We start from the raw sequence: 17979 nt of genomic DNA on the forward strand, positions 1-17979 counted from the left end.
GTCATGGACGAAAAAGTTCGGACGGATGTCGGTGGGACGCCAGTTGAAGCTGTGCCGTCAGCAGACCTGTTTGCCCAAAGAGTATTCCTGATTGCAGGTGCCTACGGTTTTGTTGCTGTGCCGATCATCTACTTCACCGATGCGCCAGATCCGCATCGCCTGATGTATTTTGCTTTCGCCGGAATTGCGCTGGTATTCCAGGGCGTATTTATCGTGATCTCACGCAATCCAGGTCGCTACGCTCCGCTCATGCCGCTGTGCATATTCGAGAAGCTCAGTTTTGGCGTTCCCGCGGTGGCGTTCTGGTCTCGTGGGCAAGCGGAAATGAATCTCGGGCTGGGTGGCATTGTCGATTTGGTGTTCGCGGCGCTCTTTTTCATCGCTCGGCGAAGAATGACGAAGTTGGCTTGACGAATCCCCGCAAGGCCCCACTCTCGCGCGTACGTACACGTGTAGGGATACTCACAGAACATCATGAATCTAGTTATCGTTGAATCGCCTGCTAAGGCGAAGACTATCGAGAAATATCTGGGCAAGGACTTCAAGGTACTCGCTTCCTACGGCCACGTCCGCGACCTGCCGCCAAAAGACGGCAGTGTGCGTCCGGACGAAGGCTTTGCCATGGATTGGGAAGTCTATTCGGACAAACGTAACCGTGAACAGGTGAAGGCCATCGCGGATGCTGCCAAGAAGGCAGACCGCCTGATTCTCGCGACCGACCCTGACCGCGAAGGTGAGGCGATCAGCTGGCACGTCATGGACCTGCTGAAAAAGCGCAAGGCGCTGCCCGATGAAGTTGAGCGAGTGACCTTCAACGCCATCACCAGACAGGCAGTGACCGAGGCGATGAAGGCGCCACGCCAGCTCGATACGGATTTGATCGACGCCTATCTTGGCCGCCGCGCGCTCGATTACCTATTCGGATTTACGCTTTCCCCGGTGTTGTGGCGCAAGCTGCCTGGAGCCAAATCTGCCGGCCGTGTGCAATCCGTCGCGCTGCGCCTTGTCTGTGAGCGAGAGCGTGAGATCGAGGTTTTCCAGCCGGTCGAATACTGGTCCGTTACGGCAAAGATGGAACATGATGGGACCGCGTTCGACGCCCGTCTGGTGCGTTTTGACGGCGAAAAGCTGGATCGTCTTTCCATTGGCAACAAGGGCACTGCAGATGCAGCCAAGGCTGCGGTGGAGCAGGGCCGTTTCACTGTTGAAGATGTCGAGACCAAACCGCTCAAGCGCAGCCCGGCACCGCCTTTCACAACATCCACTCTGCAGCAGGAGGCCTCGCGCAAGCTGGGTTATTCCGCCAGCCACACGATGCGTTGTGCGCAAAGCCTCTACGAAGCAGGCTCCATCACTTACATGCGTACTGATGGGGTGGGCATGGACATGGGCGCAATCATGGCGTGCCGCGATGCCATCGCCACGCGCTATGATAGCAATTACAAGCCCGAAAAGCCCCGCTTTTATAAGACGAAGGCAAAGAATGCGCAGGAAGCGCATGAAGCTATCCGACCGACGGATTTTGCGAAGGATCGCGCGGGATCGGGGGATGAGGCCAAGCTTTATGACCTCATCTTCAAGCGCGCGATGGCAAGCCAGATGGCAACCGCGCAGCTTGAGCGCACTATCGTCACGATGCGCGACCCAACTGCAAAGCACGAGCTACGCGCCACCGGACAGGTGGTGAAATTCCCCGGCTTCCTCGCAGTCTATTCTGAAAGTTTTGATGAAAAATCAGACGATGATGATGATAATCTGCTGCCGGTAATGCGCAAGGGTGATGCGCCCGCCAAGAAGGCTGTCGATGCAGTGCAGCACTTCACCCAGCCACCGCCACGCTTTTCCGAAGCAAGTCTTGTCAAACGGCTGGAGGAATTGGGTATCGGGCGACCGTCAACCTATGCATCCACCATCCAGACCCTGCGTGACCGCGATTACGTGCGGATGGAGAAAAACCGCTTCTTCGCAGAGGATTCAGGTCGGCTTCTGACTGCGTTTCTGGAGCGGTTTTTTTCCCGCTATGTCGCCTATGATTTCACCGCCGAAATGGAGGATGAACTGGATGAGGTGAGCGGCGGGCGTGCCGAGTACAAAACCTTGCTTGAAAACTTCTGGCGAGATTTCAAACCCAAAAGTGACGAGGTGATGGAACGGCAGCCTTCGGAAGTAACCGAAGTGCTCGACGAATTTCTCGCCGATTTCCTGTTTCCGCCACGTGAAGATGGCAATCCGGCGCGCTTCTGCCCGCTTTGTGCAGAGCAGGGGCGTGAGGGTGGTGAACTGCACTTGCGCGGTGGCCGCTATGGCGCCTTCATTGGCTGTGTGAACTACCCTGAATGCAATTTCCGCCGCAAATTCGGCCAGCCAGGTGATGGCGATGGCTCTGAAGACAGTGTGATGGGCGAAGACCCTGACAGTGGCTTGCCAATTGAGCGCAAGACAGGCCGTTTCGGGCCCTATGTGCAGATGGGAGAAGGCAAGGAGGCAAAGCGTGCGTCCATCCCCAAGGATCTAGACGACTTCGATCTGGATTGGGCGATAAAATTGCTCGCCCTTCCGCGCATCGTCGGGCAGCATCCTGAAACCGGCAAGGATATTGAAGCTGCTATTGGTCGATACGGTCCTTATCTGCGGCATGACGGCAAATATGCCAAGCTGACCTCCACCCGCGACGTGTTCGATACTGGCATGAATGCAGCGGTTACACTGCTGGCTGAAGCAGCCAATCGTAAGGGCGGGGGGCGCGCAAAGGCAGAACCGATCAAGGCATTTGGCGCGCATCCCGATAGCGGCGGAGAAATGAAGGTGATGCCGGGCCGCTATGGCCCCTATGTCACCGATGGCACAACCAATGCGACGATCCCCAAGGACATGAAGCCCGAGGATCTGACCGAAGAACAAGCCATCACCATGATCACTGAAAAAGCGGCCAAGGGGCCAGCCAAGAAGAAGGGCCGTAAGAAAGCGCCGGCGAAGAAGAAAGCACCCGCCAAGAAGGCTACAGCGAAGAAGACTGCCGCCAAGAAACCTGCGGCAAAGAAGAAAGCGGCAGAAGGCTGATGGGCAAAGACAATTTTGAACGCCACAAGCAACCCTGGAACGGAGAGGAAGCGGGCAAGCTGAAGCTGCTCGCTTCCAAGGGTCAGGGCCTTAAACAGATTGCCAAGGCGTTGAACCGTAGCGAGGAATCAACCAGGGACTTCGCCAAGAAAAACAAGATTGCTATCGCCAAGAAACGATAGGCTTGCGGTGCTGGAGAGTGAGTTTTATCCCACCCAGTCGAGCCCGATCTCTTCGTAAATCTCGCGGCTTTCCGCCCATCTCTCATCGACTTTGACATGCAGGAAAAGGTGGACTTTTGCGCCAAGAATTTCGGCCAGTTCCGCACGAGCGGCCTCACCAATGGCCTTGATGCGCGCACCCTGTTTGCCTAGTACGATTGGCTTCTGGCTTGAACGGGCGATCACGATCTGCTGGCGCACCTCAACGCTGCCATCGGGCCGCACAGAGTAGCTTTCAGGGCGCACTGCCGCGTCATAGGGCAATTCTTCATGCAATTGCTGGTACAGCTGTTCGCGCGTGACCTCGGTCGCCAGCAGGCGCTCTGACGCATCGGACACCTGATCTTCGGGATAATGCCACGGGCCTTCGGGCATCATTCCTGCCAAGCGCTCTTTCAATTCGGGTACGCCATCGCCGGTAAAAGCGGAAATGAAGAAGATTTCCTCGAACTGGACGAGTTCGCCCAATTCTTGCGCAAGTGCGAGCAGGGGCTCTTTCTTCGATATGTCGACCTTGTTCAGCACCAGAAAGATGCGCTCCGGGCGATCCTTCAGACGTTCCAGCAGCGGCATCAATTCGTGCCGCCGCTGCTTCACCGGATCAACCAGCAGCAGCACGGCATCAGCAGCCTGCGTGCCTTCCCACGCCGCGCTTACCATTGCCCGGTCAAGCCGGCGACGAGGTTCAAAAATCCCGGGTGTATCCACAAGGATCATTTGCGTTGCATCATGGAGTGCAATGCCCAGCAATTTCGCACGCGTGGTTTGCGCCTTGGCTGAGGTGATAGCCACCTTTTGACCAACAAGCTGATTGACCAGTGTCGATTTGCCCGCATTGGGCGCGCCGATCACTGCAGCCACACCGCATTTCTGGCTGGCCGTGTCAGTCATCCGAATTTCTCCATGAATAGCTTTGCTGCTCCGGTTTCGGCTTCCTGCTTGCCATTGGCCGTCGCCTCGACATGGCCGACATTGTTGACAGCAACGCGGACCGTGTAGCGTCGGGCATGGTCCGGCCCCTCAGTCGCGGTGACTACATATTCCGGAGGGCGGTGGCGATTGCCCGCGGCCCATTCCTGCAAGGCACTTTTAGGATGTTTGGATTGGCCCACCGCACCGCGAAGCGCATCATGCCACAATGCATGGATCAGTGCCTGTGCGGCATCGAACCCTGCATCGATGAAGTTTGCTCCAAGCAGCGATTCCATGATGTCGCCCAGCACGTTGTCACTGTCTTGCGCGCCGTCCTCGCGGGCCTGTTTGCCCATGCGAACATGGTTCGCGATACCGATTTCGCGCGCGCGGGCGGCGCAGGAGGTCTTTGAAACGAGCGCGTTGAGGCGCTGCGCCATCTTTCCTTCGACGCTGTTATCGTGCGCGAACAGCCAATGTGCGATGGTAAGGCCAAGCACCCGGTCACCAAGGAATTCCAGCCGCTGATAATCGCGCATCTCACCCGTGCTGCCATGTGTCAGCGCCTCCAACCACATCGCTTCGTCCCTGACTGCAAAGCCGCTCGCCTTCAGCCACGCCCTCGTTTGCGATTCCAGCCCGCTCATATGCCGCGAAACATCCTGCTCCATCGCGCTGCGGTGAACCAGGTCCAAGGCTTGAGCCATTCGGCAGTGCCATCGGTGGACCAATACATGAAGCTTGCCTCGGCAACGAGATTATTCTGCGGGACCAGGCCGATACCGCGACCCGGCTCTGCAGGAAAACGGCTGTCGAGCGAATTGTCGCGATTGTCGCCCATCAGGAAAAGCCTGTCTTCGGGCACGGTCACGGGCGGGGTATTATCCTGAAAGTTCTCACCGAGATCGATGATGTTGTAAGATACACCCTCGGGCAAGGTTTCGCGATATTGCGGGTATTGGCAGATGGCACTGCCGTCCTCTGAACGCACTTCAAACTGGGCATAGCGACACCCACGATCCCCATGCACGGGGATGACGAAATCCTCGATCTGTTCCAAGCTCACAGCCTCTCCGTCGATATGCACTATACCGTCAATCATCTGGACGGTATCACCCGGCAGCCCGATCACGCGCTTGATGTAATCGGTTTCGTCAATTGGATGCTTGAAGATCACGATATCACCACGGTCAGGCTGGCGTGCCAGAACGCGCCCGTTACCAAAATCCACATTGAACGGTAACGAATAGCGCGAATAGCCATAGGACCATTTTTGCGAGAACAGATAATCACCCACCAGCAGGCGTGGCATCATGCTTTCAGAAGGAATGTTGAAGCTGGTGAAAATAAAGGTCCGGAAGATCAGCACCACGATCACCAGTTTCAGAAGAAAGATGGTGTAGCTTTTCCAATCTTCCTTTTCCTCAGCTTCGGTAGCCTTGGAAGCAAGAGGGCTGCCTGCATGGCCGGCAGGTTCCTCGATCTCTCTGATATGTGCATTGTCCATCGCGCGAAGTCATGTTGTGCAAGGGCGCGCGCGTCAAGGTGTTCACGTGCGAAAATGCGGGCTTGCAATCATTGTCACAAGGATTAGCCCAAGCGGCCAAACACCGAAAAGAGGATAAGTGATTGACCCTGACACGCGAAGAGGCCTGGAAGAAGGTCGCGCTGCATCCCGATCCCACGCTGACAGAGCTCTTTGCCGAGGATATGGAGCGAGTGGACAAGCTTGCCACGAGGCTGGAATTGCGCCTGGATGATGCTCCCGCGGGGATACTGTTTGATTGGTCCAAGACCCATTTGACCGACGATCTGCTCACGGATTTCGAAAAATTGGCGCAGGCGGCGAAGTTCGATGAAATGCGCGACGCGCTGTTTGCCGGAGAGGTGGTCAACCCGACAGAAGGCCGCGCCGCCGAACACTCCGCCTTGCGCGGAGTCGGCAAGGACAGCAGCGTTGAAGAGGCAGAAGCGTTGCGTGAGCGCATGCGCCTTCTCACCAACGCTATGCACGAAGGCGCATTTGGTGAAATTCGGCACCTGATCCATGTGGGCATAGGCGGCAGCGCGCTCGGCCCAGCGTTGGCGGTGGACGCACTGGCGCGCGATTTACCGCTGGTGGATGTGCATGTCGTTTCCAACATCGATGGCGTGGCATTGGAAGAAGCGTTCGAAGCCTGCGATCCAGCCACCACATTCATCGCGGTGGCGTCCAAAACGTTCACCACCACCGAAACCATGGTCAATGCGCAAAGCGCGCTGAAATGGCTGGTCGATAATGGCGTTTCGGACGCCACGGGTCGCGTTATCGCGCTAACCGCTGCGCCTGAGAAGGCGGTGGAGTGGGGCATCGATGAAACGCGTATATTGCCCTTTGCCGAAAGCGTAGGCGGGCGATATTCGCTTTGGTCGTCCATTGGTTTTCCTATCGCAATTGCGGTGGGATGGGACGACTTTCAGGCCATGCTTGATGGCGCAGCGGCAGTGGATAGACATTTTCGAGACAATAGCGGCCGCGAAAACCTGCCCCTGCGCGCAGCCTTTGCTGACCTATATTATTCACGCCTTCGAGGATCGCAGACCCGAGCCGTTTTCGCCTATGACGAGCGGTTGCGGCTCATGCCCGACTATCTCCAGCAGTTGGAAATGGAATCGAATGGCAAAAGCGTGACAGTGGACGGCAGCCCTTCCGGCCCGACAGCGCCGATCACCTGGGGCGGGGTCGGCACTGATGCACAGCACGCCGTCTTCCAGTTATTACATCAGGGCACGCATCTGGTCCCGGTGGATTTCATTGCCAGCATAGAGGCGGGTGACACACTGGATAGCGCGCATCACACGATCCTGCTGATGAACTGCTTTGCGCAAGGGGCCGCGCTGATGGCGGGCAAGACGAGCGATGATCCGCACCGTAGCTACCCCGGCGATCGGCCTTCTGCCACAATCCTTGTCGATGATCTCGATGCTGCGACCTTCGGAGCGCTGGTTGCCTTTTACGAACATCGGACCTTTGCCAATGCTGTCCTGCTGGACATCAATCCGTTCGACCAGTTCGGAGTGGAGCTTGGCAAGGAAATCGCTAAAAAGATAGAGAAGGGCGGGGAGCGATTTGATGCGAGCACGGAGGCATTGTTGAAAGCTGCCGGCGTGGGGTAATCGTCTATTGATTAAGGGCCGGAGCGACAATGCTGAAAATGTGCTCACGCTTTAGCTTGAGGAATTGGCCTTAAGAACACCGCACGCTCTACGTCTGTGTCACTCAGTGGGCCAAATAATGGGAACAGACACTTTCCACATGAGGTTTGAGCCGTTCTTTTGAGCTTCAGATTCAGGGGCGCAGCGTCTAGATAAGCGCCTGCAGATCTCCATTTTGCTAATGCCCTGTGAGCCAAATCCATAGAACCGCAGGCGAATTTCCTTGCGTTTCATGCTGCGATGCACCACATGGCGTCCATCGAAGCGCGCGCCAGCGTGAAGTGATCGGCCAGACAAAAAGGCCCGTCCCGGCAGCCCTTCGGCCCTTTTCCCTGAGACTTCCCTTTTCACGCGGGTCGTTTTGACACCCGCGCCGCGCCCGGACTCCGTCTTGGATGTCCGTTGAGCGCGCCGCATATTATGCGAGTTTAAGAACTACAAATGACTATTCAATTCAAAGACCTCGAGCTGTCGCAGCCCGTTCTTCAGGCGCTTGACATGAAGGGCTATAATGAGCCGACGCCCATCCAGGCGCAGGCCATTCCGGCTGTACTCCAAGGTCGAGACCTTCTGGGTATCGCGCAGACCGGCACCGGAAAAACAGCCGCTTTCATGCTTCCCAGCATCGATAATTTGCGTAAGGCCGACAATCAGATCCCGTTCAAATCCTGCCGTATGCTGGTGCTTGCACCAACGCGTGAGCTGGCTGGACAGATTGCCGAATCCGCAAAGGATTATGGTGCGCTGGCGGGCCTCAAGGTTCATTCCATCGTGGGCGGCACGTCTGTCGGCAAGGATCGTAACAAGCTGCACCGCGGGACCGACATTCTTGTGGCTACGCCGGGCCGCCTGCTCGATCTGATCGACCAGAAGGCATTCAACCTTTCCGGCGTTGAAATATTGGTGCTGGACGAGGCGGATCAGATGCTCGACCTCGGCTTCATCCATGCTCTGCGCCGTATCAGCGAGCTTGTGCCCGCAGAACGCCAGACGCTGTTTTTCAGCGCCACCATGCCCAAGCAGATCAAGGAACTGGTCGGCAAATATTGCAACAATCCGGCCACTGTATCGGTAACGCCCGCTGCCACAACGGCAGAGCGGATCGACCAGTATCTGTTCATGGTCCAGCAGGATGAAAAGCAGGCGCTGCTCGAACTGATCCTGTCCGGCCGCCATGAAGTGCCTGGCAAGTTTGAACGCGTGTTGATTTTTACACGTACCAAACACGGTGCAGACAGGCTGGTAAAGAAACTGGCGCAGGCCAATATCGGTGCCAATGCCATTCACGGCAACAAGAGCCAACCGCAGCGTGTGCGCGCCCTGGATGAATTCAAGCGGGCAAAGACGCCTGTTCTGATCGCTACCGATGTGGCCGCGCGCGGGATCGATATCCCCGGGGTCAGCCACGTGATCAATTATGAATTGCCCAATGTGCCGGAACAATATGTCCATCGCATTGGCCGCACCGCGCGTGCAGGCGCGGACGGTATCGCAATTGCGTTTTGTGCCGAGGACGAACGGGCATATCTGAAGGACATCCGCAAGGTGACCGACGCCAATTTCGATCGTCTGCCACTGCCGGAAAACTTCCGCGCCGTTGTGGAAGGTGTCGGGCCGACAAAGCCTGCTCCCAAGCAGCAACAACAGCGCGTGAAGCCCAAGCCCCGCGCCGGTTCTGGTGGTCACTCGCGCCATGCTGATCGCAAGGGGCGCCCGCAAGGTGACCGCGGTGGCCAGGGCGGCCAGAGCGGGGGCCAGGGCCGACGTTCTGGTGGTCAGCGCCAGCGTGGCGGTAATCGTGGCCGCTCACAGGCCTGATTGCTGGGTCAATCCTAGCCAAATATTAAGCATCGCGCCCCTACGTTCCTGCACATGTTGCACGAACAGGGGCGCGATCGCCGATGATCAGGACCAAGACCACGCTTGTCGTCGGGGCGGGCGCTTCATGCGAACTGCAATTCCCTGACGGGAAGGATCTGCTGGCGCGCATTGCCGCAGGTTTCGATTCTCAGCGGCTGGGCGGCGGTCTGGAAAGTCCTGATATTGTTGCCATGGCCGCGCATATTGAAGCCATCGCGAAACAGGCGCGGGTGAAGAAGCAATTGCTGCAGGAGGCCGGACAAATAATCCGCTCAGCCTCGCGCATTTCCAGCTCTATCGATGCGATTCTTGAACAACATGGCGATAATCCGCTGGTGCTGGCGGTCGGCAAGCTTGCCATCGCGCATTACACGCTGGACGCGGAGGCGAAATGTCCGATGGGGCCAGAGCCGCGCGATCCGGGCGATTTGCCGGTGCGTGGAACGGAAAACTGGCTGTTCCAGCTATCGCACGCCATCGTGAATGGTGTGCCACGGGCCAAGGCGGACCAGTGTTTCGACAATCTCTCCATCATTAATTTCAATTATGATCGCACGGTTGAACATTATCTTCCGTGGGCGCTGCACATGGCTTTCGGCATGAGCTTGACAGAGGCGCGCGCCTTGGTGGCAGAGAAACTGCGCATCATCCACGCTTATGGCACACCCGGCAGGCTCGATTGGCAGACCGGTGACAGGGCCGTGGCTGCTTGGGGCGAAACCTCTCCTGATGATCTTGCTGCCGTGGTAGAGCAGATACGTACCGCATCAGAACGCGGTGCAGAACGGGGTTTCAAGCGGCAATTGCTTGGGGAAGTTGTCCACGGGAAGCGGCTTGTGTTTCTTGGCTTTGGTTTTGAACCGATGAATTGCGCCATGCTGTTTGATGCGCCCTTCGAACAGAATGCCGATGTCCTCATCACTATGCACGGCGCCAGCGAGACAGAGCGGTCGGCCGTCCTGCGCCTGCTAAAGCGGCAGGCAGGCATCAAGGATGAAAGCACGGTGATGATCGAAAATCTGCGCGCGTGGCAATTGATGCGCGATTATGCGCCCTTCCTTGAAAGCTGATCCGGCACGATTGTAACCTTTGGCGGTTGTTCTGCGTATGGTGATTGACCATAGCGCACACGGAAATACGCAAGGGAGCCAGCATGTCCGATTATGATTTCGACCTTTTCACCATCGGTGCGGGATCGGGCGGCGTACGCGCCAGCCGCGTTGCCGCTACGCATGGCGCGAAGGTTGCCATTGCTGAAGAACACCGCATCGGCGGCACCTGCGTCATCCGAGGCTGCGTGCCCAAGAAAATGCTCGTCTACGGAGCCCACTTCGCAGAAGATCTGGAGGACTGCCAGCGTTTCGGATGGAAGATTGATGGCAAGAGCTTTGACTGGACCATATTGCGCGACAACGTGCTGGCCGATGTAGATCGATTGGAAGGCGCCTATACAGAGACGCTGGAAAACCACGATGTCACCATCTTCCATGAGCGTGCCGAAATTGCTGGTCCGCACACGATCGCCCTTGCCAGCGGCAAGTCGGTGACGGCTAGACATATCCTCATCGCCACAGGTGCGCGGCCATTTATGCCTGAATGCCAGGGCGCCGAACATGCGATCAGTTCAAATGAGGCCTTTCATCTCGATAAGCTGCCCAAGCGAATGCTTATCGCTGGCGGGGGATATATCGCTAATGAATTTGCAGGCATTTTCAACGAATTCGGGACCAAGGTAACGCTTGTCAATCGCAGCGATCAATTACTGCGCAGCTATGACGAGGCGCTGCGTGACCGCTTGCTGCAAATTTCGCTGATGAAGGGCATCGAATTCAAGTTCAACACGATCTTTGAATATATCAAACCGTGTGATGACGGTGGCTACAAGGTGAAACTCTCCGATTGTGAAGAGGAAGTGGTGGACTGCGTCATGTTTGCAGTCGGTCGCCGCCCTAATATAGAGGGGCTGGGACTGGATAACGCCGGTGTGGAACTGGGCGAGGGTGGCGAAATCAAGGTTGATCGCTTCAGCAAGACCAATATCGATCACATCTATGCTGTCGGCGATGTGACGGACCGTGTGCAATTGACCCCTGTCGCCATTCGCGAAGGTCAGGCTTTCGCTGATAGCGTGTTCGGCAAAGGCGATCCTTATGCAGTCGATCATTCCTGTGTGCCCAGCGCCGTATTCAGCCATCCGCCCATCGCGGCTGTCGGCATGACCGAGGGCGAGGCGAAGAACAAGCTGGGTGCAGTGCGGGTCTACCAGTCTGATTTCAGACCGATGAAAAACGTGCTGGCAGGGCGTAATGAACGCTCCTTGATGAAGATGATTTGCGATGCCGAAGACGGGCGAATCGTAGGCATTCACATGATCGCGCCCGAAGCGCCCGAAATGATGCAGGCCGCTGCCATTGCGGTGAAGGCCGGCCTCACCAAGGCGGATTTTGACGCGACCATCGCCATCCATCCGACGATGGCGGAAGAGCTTGTGCTAATGCGATAGATTGGCTTGCGCGCTGTATTCATGGCTGCGAAAGCGGCCTTGAGTATGTCTTCTCGCAGGAGAATTCCATGCGCTATCTCATGCTGTTGCCCACCCTCGTGCTGGCCGCTTGCAGCGCTGTGAATGAAGATGCTTCCAATGTGCAAAAGAACGATCGCGGATATGCGACGCAGCTTGACGCGCCCAGTCCGGATTACGCCAGGCTGATCAGCAACGCACAAAAGATAGAGTCGGCGGAGATTCTTCGTGATCCGACCGCCCCGCCACCTGCGAATGCAAGAGAACTGGGCGAACTGTGGCTGACCCGCCTTGAGGAACGCGGCGCAGTTATGGGGCACGGTCTGGATGGCAAGGGGCCTGAGTCCGCAATTCAGAGCATTGATACGCTGCTGACTGCGGAGGACTTTGATGCCTGGGTGGCGGAAAACGACTGGAGCGTTCCGCCGCATTTGCGCTGGTCTTTCCGACTACCGCTAATCGCTCCGCAAGTGAGCGAATCTGCGCTGGGCGGGGTGCGTTTGTGGCCTGCTTCCCAAATGCGCACTGGCTGGCAATTGGAAGCGGCCTTTGGCGGCAAGATTTACCTTCGCGAAGGGTGCATCTTCATGCAGGGCCAACAAGAGAATGCATCCGAAAAGCTCGCATGGTTTCACGCCGAAACCGGGCTAGATCTCGATGCGGAAGGATATTACGTCTTGATTAATCGCACTACCGGACAGATCGCCGCCCGCCTTGGTGAGAAAATGACATGGGCAGGGCCAAACGCAGTCGACGTCAATGATCCGGCCGTTGTCGCCTATCGCGAAGCCTGCGGCGGGCATGAGATTGAAGGCGTCGGAAATCCCGAGGCTAATGAGCGCATTTATCAATCTTACCCACAGCTTCGGCAATCGCCTGACGCATTGCCGCCACCGGGGATTGAATGACCACAGAACTCTTCACCATCGGCTATGCCCGCGCGACGCAGGATGCCCTGACTGGCGTGCTAGTGGATACAGGTGTGAAATTGCTGGCTGATATTCGCGCGCTGCCGCTTTCGCGCAGACCCGGATTTTCAAAGACATCACTGGCTACCGCGACCCAGAACGCGGGGATGACCTATCGCCATTTCAAACACCTTGGCACTCCGAGAGAGGGCCGCGATGCCGCGCGGCGGGGCGACCTTGGTACCTTGCGGCATATCTATGAAGGGCAACTAGAACTGCCAGAGGCACTGGCCCAGATGGCTGAGTTGCAAGCATTGGCGCAAGAGGGGCGCACATGTCTGCTGTGTTATTGCGAGGAAACTGCAAAATGCCATCGCGCACTACTGATAGAGGCCGCATTTGAAGATTGGCTCATCCGTGATCTGCATGCCGGACCAACGATCCCTTGAAAGGCTGCCCGCTTGGCCGCACAAGAGGTGCACAACATTTAAGAGGGTCGCCAATGTTCAACGCTCTGCGCCATCTGCTCGCGCTATTTGCCATACTTCTCCCTGCCGGTGTTGCAGCGCATGATACTGAGCTCCCCCAATGGTCCATCGCCATTCATGGCGGCGCGGGCACGCTACAACGTGAGGCAATGACGCCGGAGCGCGAGGCCGCCTATTCTGCATCGCTGCAAACTGCGCTTGATGCTGGGGCTGAGGTATTGCGCACGGGCGGCACTTCGGAAGATGCCGTGCTGGCGGTCATTACCCTGCTGGAAGACGATCCGTTGTTCAACGCCGGGCGCGGTGCAGTGCTGACCTGGGACGGCGGTATTTCGCACGATGCCGCCCTGATGCTGGGGCAGAACAGGCGAGCGGGCGCGATTGCGGGCGTTTCCACCATTCGCCACCCGATCCTTTTGGCGCAAGCCGTGATGCAGTATGGCCGCCATGTGTTCCTCAGTGGAGAAGGTGCAGAAGAATTTGCCAGCGACACGCCACTGGAACGTGCCGAAAGTGCGTGGTTCGTCACTCCGTCTCGGCAAAAGGCGCTTGCTCGCTATCGTGCCCACGAAATATCACTGGCGGATGGTGAACATCGTTTTGGCACTGTGGGGGCTGTGGCGCGCGATATACACGGCAACCTTGCCGCCGGAACGTCCACGGGCGGAATGACAGGAAAACGCTGGGACCGGATCGGCGACAGCCCCATTATCGGGGCGGGCACCTATGCCGACAACAATTCCTGCGCGGTATCTGCCACGGGATCGGGTGAATATTTCATCCGCGCCGTAGTGGCCAAATCTATTTGCGACCTGATGGAATTGGCCGGTATGGGGCCACTGGAAGCAGGCGATAATCTGATGGCAGAAGTCGCGGAGCTTGGCGGCAGTGGCGGCGTAATTGTCGTGTCCAAACGCGGAGAAACTGCGTTTTCGTTCAACACTTCCGGAATGTACCGTGGCCGCGCTGACAGCACTGGGTTGAACGAAGTCGCGATCTTTACTGTCGAAGAATAGAGCGCTTCAGCCTAGGTAGAGGCCAACTGTCCACCCATGAATGCGGCGATGTCGACCATGTCGGTTTCGCGGTCCAGAAAGGCCTCACCCACGCCTTTCAGGAGGACGAAAGGCAGTGTGCCAGCATCCATTTTCTTGTCATGCAGCATATGTGAGGCAAGGTTTTCACCGTCGCATCCAAGCCCCAGTCTGGAAATCTCCGTTGGTAGGCCAATTGCAGCGATGGCATTGCATAAGCGTTGTGAATCGGCATCGCTGATGAAACCGCGCCGGGCCGAGTAGCGCGCGGCCAGCACCATGCCCAACGCAACCGCCTCACCATGCAGCAGGCGATCGGAAAAGCCGGTTTCGGCTTCCAGTGCGTGCCCGAAAGTATGGCCAAGGTTCAAAAGCGCGCGTGCACCGCTTGTCTCACGCTCATCCTCTGCAACGATGCGCGCCTTGGCCTGCACGCTGCGTGTCACGGCATATTCGAGCGCTTGGCCATCCATTGCCAGAACTGCAGGTCCATTTGTCTCGCACCAGGCGAAAAATTCTGCGTCACCCAATATCCCGTATTTGATAACTTCAGCATACCCGCAGCGCAATTCGCGCTCAGGCAGGGTGGTCAGCGCATCGAGATCGGCGAGCACGAGGGCGGGTTGATAAAAGGCGCCGACAAGGTTCTTGCCCGCGCTGACATTGATGGCCGTTTTTCCGCCAACACTCGAATCGACTTGTGCCAGCAAGGTCGTGGGCACTTGCACAAAGCCGCAGCCGCGTTTTGTTATTGACGCGGCAAAGCCGGTCAGATCACCGATGACTCCGCCGCCCAATGCGATCACATGATCGCCGCGTTCGACCTCTTCCTCCAGCAGCCATTCGGTCGTGCGTGCAAGGCCGTCCCAGCTTTTCGCTCCTTCGCCCGCCGGATGCACCAACCAGCGCGCTTCCTTACCTGCCTGTGCAAGCGATGCCGCCACTGTATCGCCCCACAGGCGATGGACATTCGCATCGGTGATGATCGGCACATGGGATTTGCGCAGTAGCGCGCCGCACTGGTTCGCAATATCTGCCAGCAGTCCGCGATCTACCCGCACGTCATATTCACGCCCGGCAAGAGCCACCTGTGTTACAGCCATTTGTCGAGCGCCTCCAGAATGCGATTCACCGCCACCTGATGTGGTCCTGTATCGCTTCGCTGGTGAATTTGCGCCTGTCGATAGACCGGATCGCGCGCCTCTTTCATCATTTCCACCTTTTTGCGGATATCGCCCGTTCGCAACAATGGTCTACGATCGTTTCGGCTGACCCGCTCCACCAGCGTTTCCTGTGATGCGTCCAGCCAGATAGCGATACCTTTTTCGAGAATTAGGTTGCGCGTCGCATCCTGCAGGAAGGCTCCGCCGCCTGTCGCGATTACCGATCCCGGACCGCATTCTTCCATCAGCCGCGCAATTACGCGCCGTTCCCCGTCGCGGAAGTGTTCCTCGCCAAACCTGTCGAACACTTCGGCGATAGACATGTTGGCAGCCTGCACGATTTCATCATCGGAATCGGTAAAGCCCATATCCAGCGTCGTGGCGAGTTTACGCCCAACGGTGGATTTGCCAGCACCCATCATGCCGACAAGGACCAACGGGCCCTTCAGCCGCGCGCGGATGGAGCGGATGGTGCCTTCATCGGGTAGTTCGCTTGCAATGGTCATTGCCGCATGGCCTATAGATGGGCTAACCGCGCTGGCAAGGTCGCCCGGCATTTTGTCCAAGTGCGACGAGGAAACGGGATACTGCCGCAAGGTGTCAAAACGCCTGATGTTCTTGCTGACTGTAACTGGTCTTGCCATGCTGTTGCTGCTTGTGGTGGCATGGTTCGATGGCGGGCAGGAAGAACAGCGCCTGATAGTTGAGCCAGTATCCGTGCCGGAGGTCAGTCTTTGAAGCGTATAACTTTCCTGCTGGGTGGCGCGGCGCTTGCCCTGTCGTCCACAATCGCTTTTGCAGCTGGGCCGGAAGATCTTTTGCCGCCTGCGTTTCGTGATCCGCCGCCGCAGCCATCTCCTACTCCGGCTCCTGCACCATCGCCCAGTGCAACGCGTCCACCGTCATCGCCCAATCAGCCTGCGACACCATCGGCCCCGTCTGGTGGCTCTGTATCAAGGCCGGTTGTGCAAGGACTGCCCGGTTCATCGTCCCAGTCTCCTTCCGGTGGAATTTCCCTGCCGCCGGGTTTCCCTTCGCTAGCCGAACTAGAGGCGATGGAGGGCGATGAGGTGAATGAGGTGCTCGGCCTGCGTCCCAAGTTTGATATTCCTGCAGCAGCGCGCCGCTCTGTCGCTCAAGTGGGCTTGCTATCCTATGCAGAGGGTGGCTTCCCTGTACGTTCATTGGCGGGCCAGCCAGCTGCATTGGTGCGCGCTGCGCTGGAGGCGAGCAATGGCCCGGTTATTTCGCGCTGGGGCCACATATTGTTGCGCCGTGCACTGGCCAGTCGGCTCGACGCACCCGAAGGCATGGATCCCGTCCTTTTCGCTGCACTTCGTGTGCGCGCGCTTGGCGCGATGGGCGAAGGTGCAGTGGCGCGTGCACTTGCGCAGGACATTGATGGCAGCAATTATGATCGCGCGCTGACCGATGCTGCTTTTGATGCCTATGTTGCGACTGGTGACATCCTGGGGATGTGTCCGGTCGCCCGGCTTCAGAGTGATCTTCGTGAAGATGCCGAATGGGAATTGGTGCAAGGCATCTGCTCCGCCTATCTCGGCGAAACGCGCGGCGCGAACCGCAGACTCGAAAGGGCACTCGGCACTGGTCTTGCGTCAGAGATTGACGTGCGTCTGGCCCAGCGTTTTGCGGGCGCTGCAGGCGAGGGCAGTCGCGCGGTCAATGTTGAATGGGACGGGGTTGAAGAACTTACTCCATGGCGTCATTCCTTGGCCCGCGTCGTAGGTGCAGAGGTGCCCGAAGACCTGCGCTCTTCCGCGTCTTCGAGCTTTGATTTGTCCGAAGTGCTAATTCCGGCAACTCCGCTGGATGCGCGGATTGCCTCTGCCGATCTGGCCGGAGCACGCGGCCTTTTATCCGCTTCTGCGATGGTCGATCTCTACTCGCAGCTTTGGGAGAGTGATGCCTATTCACGTGATGACAAGACCAATGCCGGATTGCTGCGTGCCGCATATGTCGCCGGTTCCGCTGCGGAGCGTCTGTCCGCTATGCGGCAGTTGTGGGGCGATGGCGCTGGTTACGGACGCCTTGTATTAACATCTTATGCCGCAGCCCGGCTGCCGGTCTCGCAAGACTTAGTCGCAGATGTCGCCCCATTGATTGCATCAATGCTGGCAGCGGGCCTTGATCGCAATGCGCTGCGCTGGGCGGGCATTGTACCTGAAGGGAGCGAGGCCTGGGCCATGCTGGCTTTGGCAGATGCATCAGGTAATACTGTCGGCGTGGATGTGGGCGCGGTTGAAGATTTCCTGGATGCGGACACCAGTTCCGAACGGCGCAAATCAGCTTTTCTGATCGCCGGGCTTGCTGGTCTGGGCAAACTTGAAAGCGACGATACTGCCGATCTCGCAAATGAGCTGGGCGTCAATTTGACCCGTAGCACCGCATGGAGCAGCAAGATTTCGCGTGCTGCGCAGGTTGAAAACCGCCCACTGGTTTCACTGCTCGCTGGATTGGGCATGCAAGGTAGCAGCTGGGAGCAAATGACTCCGCGCCATCTCTATCATGTAGTTTCTGCTCTTAACCGCGTGGGTCTTTCAGCCGAAGCACGGATGATCGCCGCCGAGGCGGTTGCTCGCGGGTAGGAGGAAGCCGC

The 17979-nt window shown here is 57.7% G+C and carries 17 protein-coding genes; 12 read left to right on the forward strand and 5 right to left on the reverse strand.

The window, feature by feature from the left end; translation table 11 throughout:
- The first annotated feature begins 3 nt into the window (after positions 1-3).
- The 3 genes from CP97_RS08935 to CP97_RS08945 all read left to right on the forward strand — a co-directional run bounded on the left by CP97_RS08935 (position 4) and on the right by CP97_RS08945 (position 3242).
- Positions 4-411: a hypothetical protein gene (locus CP97_RS08935; RefSeq protein ID WP_048885646.1), complete on the forward strand. Its 408-nt coding sequence runs from the start codon at positions 4-6 to the stop codon at positions 409-411.
- A gap of 63 nt (positions 412-474) precedes the next feature.
- On the forward strand, positions 475-3060 hold the full coding sequence (topA, locus tag CP97_RS08940; protein WP_048885647.1) for a type I DNA topoisomerase: 2586 nt from the start codon (positions 475-477) through the stop codon (positions 3058-3060).
- Positions 3060-3242 carry a hypothetical protein gene (locus tag CP97_RS08945; protein ID WP_048885648.1) on the forward strand — a complete coding sequence of 61 codons (183 nt, stop codon included), beginning with the start codon at positions 3060-3062 and terminating at the stop codon, positions 3240-3242. The genes topA and CP97_RS08945 overlap by 1 nt, the downstream gene beginning before the upstream one ends.
- Before the next feature lie 24 nt (positions 3243-3266).
- On the opposite strand, the gene era is transcribed toward CP97_RS08945, so the two are convergent.
- From era to lepB, 3 genes are read right to left on the reverse strand one after another with little or no spacing between them, the layout of a single operon-like run.
- Positions 3267-4172, reverse strand: coding sequence for a GTPase Era (gene era / locus CP97_RS08950; RefSeq protein WP_048885649.1), 906 nt, complete (start codon positions 4170-4172; stop codon positions 3267-3269).
- A complete protein-coding gene (rnc, locus tag CP97_RS08955) occupies positions 4169-4840 on the reverse strand; it encodes a ribonuclease III (protein ID WP_048886882.1) in 672 nt (223 codons plus the stop codon). The genes era and rnc overlap by 4 nt, the downstream gene beginning before the upstream one ends.
- Positions 4837-5700, reverse strand: coding sequence for a signal peptidase I (lepB, locus tag CP97_RS08960; RefSeq protein ID WP_082863777.1), 864 nt, complete (start codon positions 5698-5700; stop codon positions 4837-4839). Before lepB ends, rnc begins: the two co-directional genes overlap by 4 nt.
- 122 nt (positions 5701-5822) lie before the next feature.
- Here lepB and pgi point away from each other — a divergent pair, with 122 nt between their 5' ends.
- The 7 genes from pgi to CP97_RS08995 all read left to right on the forward strand — a co-directional run bounded on the left by pgi (position 5823) and on the right by CP97_RS08995 (position 14181).
- Entirely contained in the window at positions 5823-7349 is a 1527-nt protein-coding gene (pgi, locus tag CP97_RS08965) for a glucose-6-phosphate isomerase (RefSeq protein WP_048885650.1), read from the forward strand.
- Positions 7350-7829: 480 nt separating this feature from the next.
- On the forward strand, positions 7830-9206 hold the full coding sequence (locus CP97_RS08970; RefSeq protein ID WP_048885651.1) for a DEAD/DEAH box helicase: 1377 nt from the start codon (positions 7830-7832) through the stop codon (positions 9204-9206).
- A gap of 83 nt (positions 9207-9289) precedes the next feature.
- Positions 9290-10318, forward strand: coding sequence for a hypothetical protein (locus CP97_RS08975; RefSeq protein WP_048885652.1), 1029 nt, complete (start codon positions 9290-9292; stop codon positions 10316-10318).
- An 83-nt stretch (positions 10319-10401) separates the two neighbouring features.
- Positions 10402-11751 carry a glutathione-disulfide reductase gene (gene gorA, locus CP97_RS08980; RefSeq protein ID WP_048886884.1) on the forward strand — a complete coding sequence of 450 codons (1350 nt, stop codon included), beginning with the start codon at positions 10402-10404 and terminating at the stop codon, positions 11749-11751.
- A 68-nt stretch (positions 11752-11819) separates the two neighbouring features.
- Positions 11820-12677: a hypothetical protein gene (locus tag CP97_RS08985; RefSeq protein ID WP_048885653.1), complete on the forward strand. Its 858-nt coding sequence runs from the start codon at positions 11820-11822 to the stop codon at positions 12675-12677.
- Complete coding sequence (locus CP97_RS08990) at positions 12674-13126, forward strand: DUF488 domain-containing protein (RefSeq protein ID WP_048885654.1); 453 nt, start codon at positions 12674-12676, stop codon at positions 13124-13126. The genes CP97_RS08985 and CP97_RS08990 overlap by 4 nt, the downstream gene beginning before the upstream one ends.
- A gap of 53 nt (positions 13127-13179) precedes the next feature.
- On the forward strand, positions 13180-14181 hold the full coding sequence (locus CP97_RS08995; RefSeq protein WP_082863778.1) for an isoaspartyl peptidase/L-asparaginase family protein: 1002 nt from the start codon (positions 13180-13182) through the stop codon (positions 14179-14181).
- A gap of 11 nt (positions 14182-14192) precedes the next feature.
- Here CP97_RS08995 and aroB read toward each other — a convergent pair whose 3' ends face one another.
- Both aroB and CP97_RS09005 read right to left on the reverse strand, forming a co-directional pair.
- On the reverse strand, positions 14193-15302 hold the full coding sequence (gene aroB, locus CP97_RS09000; protein ID WP_048885655.1) for a 3-dehydroquinate synthase: 1110 nt from the start codon (positions 15300-15302) through the stop codon (positions 14193-14195).
- Positions 15293-15868: a shikimate kinase gene (locus tag CP97_RS09005; protein WP_048885656.1), complete on the reverse strand. Its 576-nt coding sequence runs from the start codon at positions 15866-15868 to the stop codon at positions 15293-15295. Before CP97_RS09005 ends, aroB begins: the two co-directional genes overlap by 10 nt.
- Here CP97_RS09005 and CP97_RS09010 point away from each other — a divergent pair.
- Together CP97_RS09010 and CP97_RS09015 are read left to right on the forward strand one after the other, a co-directional pair.
- A complete protein-coding gene (locus tag CP97_RS09010) occupies positions 15861-16100 on the forward strand; it encodes a hypothetical protein (protein ID WP_048885657.1) in 240 nt (79 codons plus the stop codon). The genes CP97_RS09005 and CP97_RS09010 overlap by 8 nt on opposite strands.
- Positions 16097-17968 (forward strand): hypothetical protein, encoded by a 1872-nt coding sequence (locus tag CP97_RS09015; RefSeq protein ID WP_048885658.1) that lies wholly within the window; start codon positions 16097-16099, stop codon positions 17966-17968. The genes CP97_RS09010 and CP97_RS09015 overlap by 4 nt, the downstream gene beginning before the upstream one ends.
- Positions 17969-17979: the final 11 nt, after the last annotated feature.

Source organism: Aurantiacibacter atlanticus, assembly GCF_001077815.2.
In the GTDB taxonomy this organism is placed as follows: Bacteria; Pseudomonadota; Alphaproteobacteria; order Sphingomonadales; family Sphingomonadaceae; genus Alteraurantiacibacter; species Alteraurantiacibacter atlanticus.